The sequence below is a fragment of the Novipirellula sp. genome, assembly GCF_041583735.1.
Taxonomy (GTDB): domain Bacteria; phylum Planctomycetota; class Planctomycetia; order Pirellulales; family Pirellulaceae; genus Novipirellula.
Map to the genome: position 1 here is coordinate 22,619 of NZ_JBFHFD010000033.1, position 6,081 is coordinate 28,699.

A 6,081-nucleotide genomic window follows, 5' to 3' on the forward strand; every position below is an offset into this window, starting at 1 on the left:
GTTAGAACGCCTCGATGACTTGATGGTCATTGCGATGGGTAAGCCGTCCTAAGATGTCGGTCGAGACGTCGACATTCAGAACATGCACGCTGCCATCGGCGTAGACAAAATTGCATCCGCCCACATGGTAGCTGCCAAAGTTGGTTTGGAAGCGGTCGGTCGGAAAACGTGCCAGCGGATAACCGGGACCGCCGCAGCGTGAGAAATTTGCCGGGTGGTCTCCGTTGTAAATCGCGCCATCCTCAGGAGCAATCCCTTGCCGTGATGGACGCACATGTTTTTCGCCAACAATGATCGTATGGCTCGTCCCATCACTTAAACTGGCGAAACGGGTACGGCTTTTCCATGTAACCAGCTTGGCGTTGGGGGGGGCGAAATTGCCGTCGGGCACGGTTTCGGGATCGGTGACACCCTCCCCCATCACAAACGCCCCGTTGGAATAGATCCAATTCCACACGCCCGCAGGCCCATGTCCTGCGGAACAGGCATAATCGCTGACAATCCCTGGAACATGACCACTGGTTTCATAGGGTGACAAAATGTCATCACCCTGGGTGCTGTAGAGGTTGGCATCGCGGCGTGAGGGACAGAAATAGGGTGCAATCGCGGTCAGCCGAGCCGCGTCGCTCTGATAGTAATACTTAAGCGAATCGTCCCACTCGTCCGACAATGCAGCCTGTTCCAAGTGCGGCAGCAACAGAAATGCCCAACTTGTGTAGTGGTCGTAATTTCGACTTGGCGGAAGCTCGTTACGTTGGGCATGAAAGTTCTGCACCGCGAGCCCGATCTGCTTTAAATGATTAAGACATTGGGTCTGGCGGGCCGATTCCCGCGATGCTTGAACCGCCGGCAGCAGCAACCCCATTAAAACGGCAATCGTGCCCATGACAACAAGCAGTTCGACCAACGTGAAAGCAGATGAGTGTGACGATCCACGCACGGAGCGTCCGAATCCACAGACTGAATTCCTGCTTTTCTGTCTATTACCAGCCATCAATTGGGTACCCCCCGAGACCGCGAGGCGTTCCTAACGTACCAGCCCTTTTCCCCACCGCTCCACTGCACGGTCCACGGTACTTACGCGTCGCATATCCTCATCTTATCACGGTGTTCCGCAACGTGATCCAACAAGCACGGAAGTTTCCTTTGCAATAGCGTTTGGTACAGCCGTTCACAACATGCCTGAGAGATGCAGCAAGGCTGAGAAATATGGTTGCCTTTTACGTTAAAACCGAGCATTCCTGTGCGGGCCCGTTCACCGGGGTCGAACTCCGCGAAGCGGCGTTATCAGGGATCATTGGCCCGAACTCGTTGGTGGCTGACACCGAGACCGGACCGTGGCATCCCGCATTGGCGATCGGCTTGTTTTCCGAAAAGCGGGTTGCGCTTCCGCATCCTGCCGGCACCGTTGTTCCCCGCTATCACGTTCGCGGCATGCTCGGCGCAGCCCAGGGTCCCTTTAAACTCAGAGAATTAATTGGATTTGCCGCCCGTGGAATGCTTGCGGCCGACGCAGAAATCCAGAGCGACGTGACGCAAACCTGGATTCCAGTGGACCGCATCCATGTCTTGAGAGCCTGTTTGACCGGCGATCTCGTCTTACTTGGCTCGGCGGGGAAAATTCAGCGGCGAACCGATCCCGCGTCGCCTCACTTTGCGGGAAACCCCTCATTGTCCGCGTTGCCCCACGCTGCTGCGGTCGCCCCGGCGACCGTGGCTCAATCGGTCCTGCACCCTTCGGATGCCAGCTTTCATTCTGCAGAACATGATTTTGCAGATCGCTCGTTCGGCACCGACACGCTTGATGCTCCAAAATTGGACGATGCTCACGAAGCCGTCCGCAGGTGTCCCCCGAACAACACGCGCCCCGCAACCGATGCGAACGCGGCCGACGAAAAATCGAACCGTGATCGGTTTCGCTTTCGCGTGCAATTTCTGGCGGGTCGATTGGCAGCACTGGCCCGAACAATTCCCAGATCGCGAATGGCAATGGGGTCTTTGGCTGTGTTGACCGCGATCGCGGCTGTGGGCATTTTGCAATCACGATATCAAGCGGCGGCAATGCCTCGCGATCGCGTGCTTGGGGATTGGATCGACGGTTCCGCCGAGAACGTGGAAGGCGATCCGTCCTCGTTCGCAATTTCCTTTCGCCCCGATGGGTCCTGCGTGATCTTTGCCCTCCATGGTGGATCATGGACGGGAGACTTCGCGTGGACCGATCGCCGGAGCGATTCCCATGAATTCTCGAGCTCCCAAGCGATCGAAGCAACGCATGACGTGATCGCAGCAAATCATCTTCAATCGCCAGTCAAGCCAAGCGATGGGCACGTGCGTTTTCAGGGCATGATGCCCTCGCCGCCGCTGATTGCGGGACACAAGATGCGAGACTGTTTTCTTCGACGTGACAAGGATTCGCTGCTGCTGGGATACTTGTCATCGGTACGTTGGGCCAAGGGGCAAAAGACGCTGCAAGCTGGCTGGATTCGCTTGCGTCCGTTTTTACCACCCGCAAACGCGAGTGTTGCTAAGAAACTAAAGTCGATTCCCGCCGAACCGAGACCCGCCGATGTCACACGCGGCTCGGAGCCTGATTTTCCCATTGCCGAGGCGATTTCATCGATTGAAAAAAACCCTCCCGACGCTCGTGATCGCCGATTCGTCTCGCCGCAAGGACGCTTGGCATACTCGAGCCTTGTCGATACCGATTACCTGCTACGCACGTTTGGAATCCCCGACGCCGCCCGCCCCCTATTTCCCTTCGAAGCGCCGCGATTGCAATCGGGACCCTCGTTTGAGACCAGCCAATTGATTCGATACGGCGACTTCAAATTCCTGATGAACCGCGAAGGACACCTGCAATACGTTTCGCGAATGCGGTAGAGATCGGCGGGAATCGACGAGAGAGTAGAGTGAGTGAGAGGTCGATAGCGTGCATCGAATGGGGCAACATTACCGTTTGCCAGCATTTCAAAAATGAGATTGAGCTTGCTCCACGGCAACGTTAGCCGCTAAAAGCGGCAATCAGCTTGTCAAACTGCATGTTCATCCCACCCACTCCCCACCCCTTCATCGTTATCGATGCGTCCATTTCTTTCCCAAGCGAATTACCGATTCATCATCGGACTAGCATGGATGGTCGTGGGCACGGCAGTGGCGGGGTGTGGGACCACCAAAGAACAACTCGCAACTCAGCAGTTGGTGCTTAGCAAGGCCGTCGACAGCAGCATTGCGGGGATCGATTTTCGGCCGATGTCGGGGCGCACGGTGTATCTCGACACTAGTTACCTGAAAACGTCGAAGGATCTTGGCTTTGTCAATGCGGATTACGTGACCAGTTCACTCCGCCAGCAAATCGTTGCCGCCGGTTGCCTGTTGCAAGACACCAGTAAAGACGCAGACATTATTGTCGAAGCGAGAATCGGTACACTCGGTGCTGACGACCATCGAGTGACCTTTGGCGTACCGGAAAATAACAGCCTGTCTTCGGCCGCTTCGCTGCTTCCCAACGCCCCCAGTTTGCCGTCGATACCCGAATTTGCCTTGGCACGACGCGATTCACGCGAAGGGGCCGCAAAAATTGCCGCGTTTGCTTACGAGCGTGAATCTCGCAAAGCGATTTGGCAATCCGGGATCCGCGAATCCAGTGCCACCGCACGCGACACCTATGTGCTCGGCATCGGGCCGTTCCAAAGTGGCTCGATTCGCGAGCGAACGAAGCTGGCAGGGAGCAAATACCTGAGATTTGGCGGAGCAGCGGATCGGGATTCTCCGCACGAGAACTTTGCACGTCCTCCGGTTAACTACACCGCCGAGACGCGATTTCAAGATGGCTGGCCTGTCTTTGATAGCGAAGGCACGTTCTTCGATTTTATCGAGGCCCCCGTCAACGAAACTTTCGAAGAGCCCACGGCGATTGCGGCCCAACCGGCGGAAGCGACCGACGGCGAACAGCCTGAGACAGAGCTTCGCTAGGGCCCGAAACTTAGCTTCGCTAGGGACAGAGCATCAGCCTAGTTCGCTAGGGACAGAGCATCAGCCTTGTTGCTAGCAGCTTTGCCAAGGGACAGCTTTGCCAAGGGACAGAGCTTTAGTTGCCGGAGCTTCGCATCCCGAGCCTCGAACGCCCGCCGCAATGCGGCGTCTGTCTCCTCGGCATTGCCAGTACTTTCGGTTTACAATCCTGCGGACCATGAGCAATGTGTATCAACTTATCGATTTCGGTGACGGGCTAAAGCTCGAATCACTTGGTGGCTACCTGGTTTCGCGTCCATCGCCCGCAGCCGAAGGGATTCGCCCAAAACATCCACAGCGATGGCGTGAGGCCGATGCTGTCTACGACGTGAGCGAGCGACGCTGGACTCATCATTCTGTTTGGCCCGAATCGCTCACGCTCGATTGCGGCAATTTCAGCATGCCGGTACGCCCCACGCCGTTCGGCCATATTGGGCTGTTTCCCGAGCAAGCCAAGAATTGGCAATGGTTATCCGCCAAGCATCCACAGGACGAATTGCCGGCGTTAAACCTGTTTGCCTATACCGGCGCGAGCACGATGGCGTTGGCGCAAGCAGGGTTCTCGGTCGTGCACGTCGATGCGGCCAAGCCCAATGTTGCAGCCGCAAAAGTGGCAGCGGAAACAAATCAGCTACATGACGCTCCGATCCGTTACCTCGTCGACGATGCTGCGAAATTCGCGGCTAGAGAGGTCCGTCGCCAGCGGCGATACCACACGATCGTGATGGACCCGCCCGCCTATGGCCATTCCCCCAAAGGAAAAACGTGGCGATTAGAGCGTGATTTGTGGCCACTGGTAGATCATTGCCTCGAATTGATCGACCCGATGAATTTTCGGATGCTGATTACGGGGCATTCACCGCAAGTCGATGCGAGTGATGTGCTTGAATATCTCATGCGATCTGCGGCATTCGAAGCAGCCAAACAAAGCGATCGGCTCCGCGTGAAAACGGGCCGATCGGCGATTCAAGATCAATCGGGACGCAGCCTCGACGCGGGGTTTTATGTCCGCGTTGAAAGTGGCGATTAACCGCGACGTGAATTAGGCGAGACGCGTTTTTAGCAGCAACGCAATTTAGCCCTTGCGGGCGATCGCATCGACCACGGCTTGGCCCATGTCGGCCGGAGTGGGTGCGACAACGATGCCAGCGTCTTCCAAGGCAGCGACCTTTTCTTCGGCCGTTCCCTTGCCGCCGCTGATGATCGCGCCCGCGTGTCCCATTCGCTTCCCGGGAGGGGCGGTACGACCGGCGATGAACGCGGCCACAGGCTTGGTGACATTTGCTTTGGCGAATGCCGCAGCTTCTTCTTCGGCCGATCCACCGATTTCACCGATCATCAAGATCGCTTCGGTTTGATCGTCTTCTTGATACAGCTTTAGCAGATCGATAAAGCTGGTGCCGACGATCGGGTCACCCCCAAGTCCAACGCAGGTGCTTTGCCCAAGACCGAGGTTGCTGGTTTGCCAAACCGCTTCGTAAGTCAGTGTACCACTGCGGCTCATCACACCGACCTTGCCGGGGTTATGGATATAACCGGGCATGATGCCGATTTTGCACGAACCGGGTGTAATCAGACCGGGGCAGTTAGGTCCGATCAAGATTGAGTTGCTCGCTCGCACCTTTTCGTAGACGCGAACCATGTCGATGACAGGCACGCCTTCGGTGATCGCGGCAATGATTCCGATGCCCGCGTCAACCGCTTCGAGGATTGCGTCGGCAGTGAAAGGGGGCGGCACGAAGATCATCGTCGCGTTAGCACCAGTTTTCTCAACAGCCTCTTCGACTGTATCAAAAACGGGAATGCCTTCGACGTTTTGGCCGCCTTTGCCTGGGGTGACTCCGCCGACCATGTTGGTGCCGTAGTCACGACATCCAAGACTATGGAACGTGCCGGCGTTGCCCGTGATGCCTTGGCAGATGACTTTTGTGTTTCCGTCAACCAGAATGCTCATGACCGAATGACTATTGTAGAGAACGTGTAGGAATGGAATGTTGAACCGACTTCGTGATGGTCATCCGCTGCCGATAGCGGCGGATTTGACGCGGTTTTGCCTTGCTGCGGATCTTA

Annotated in this window: 5 protein-coding genes; 3 read left to right on the forward strand and 2 right to left on the reverse strand. The window is 56.5% G+C overall.

The genetic code is table 11. From position 1 onward, the window contains the following. Position 1: 1 nt before the first annotated feature. Entirely contained in the window at positions 2-940 is a 939-nt protein-coding gene (locus ABX962_RS04755; protein ID WP_372717115.1) for a DUF1559 domain-containing protein, read from the reverse strand. Between the two features lie 269 nt (positions 941-1,209). Here ABX962_RS04755 and ABX962_RS04760 point away from each other — a divergent pair, with 269 nt between their 5' ends. From ABX962_RS04760 to ABX962_RS04770, 3 genes are all read left to right on the forward strand, one after another. Further along, positions 1,210-2,880, forward strand: a complete 1,671-nt coding sequence (locus tag ABX962_RS04760) for a hypothetical protein (RefSeq protein ID WP_372717117.1) — start codon at positions 1,210-1,212, stop codon at positions 2,878-2,880. A gap of 198 nt (positions 2,881-3,078) precedes the next feature. After that, positions 3,079-3,972 carry a DUF6655 family protein gene (locus ABX962_RS04765; protein WP_372717119.1) on the forward strand — a complete coding sequence of 298 codons (894 nt, stop codon included), beginning with the start codon at positions 3,079-3,081 and terminating at the stop codon, positions 3,970-3,972. A 217-nt stretch (positions 3,973-4,189) separates the two neighbouring features. Continuing rightward, complete coding sequence (locus ABX962_RS04770) at positions 4,190-5,041, forward strand: SAM-dependent methyltransferase (protein WP_372717121.1); 852 nt, start codon at positions 4,190-4,192, stop codon at positions 5,039-5,041. 45 nt (positions 5,042-5,086) lie between these two features. On the opposite strand, the gene sucD is transcribed toward ABX962_RS04770, so the two are convergent. Then, positions 5,087-5,965 (reverse strand): succinate--CoA ligase subunit alpha, encoded by an 879-nt coding sequence (sucD, locus tag ABX962_RS04775; RefSeq protein WP_339936153.1) that lies wholly within the window; start codon positions 5,963-5,965, stop codon positions 5,087-5,089. Between the last annotated feature and the right edge of the window lie 116 nt (positions 5,966-6,081).

Excerpts from the sequence above, each read along its gene's own strand:
- ABX962_RS04765 (WP_372717119.1), top strand. The coding sequence starts at position 3,079 with ATGCGTCCATTTCTTTCCCAAGCGAATTACCGATTCATCATCGGACTA.
- ABX962_RS04770 (WP_372717121.1), top strand. The coding sequence starts at position 4,190 with ATGAGCAATGTGTATCAACTTATCGATTTCGGTGACGGGCTAAAGCTC.
- sucD (WP_339936153.1), bottom strand. The coding sequence starts at position 5,965 with ATGAGCATTCTGGTTGACGGAAACACAAAAGTCATCTGCCAAGGCATC.
- ABX962_RS04760 (WP_372717117.1), top strand. The coding sequence starts at position 1,210 with ATGGTTGCCTTTTACGTTAAAACCGAGCATTCCTGTGCGGGCCCGTTC.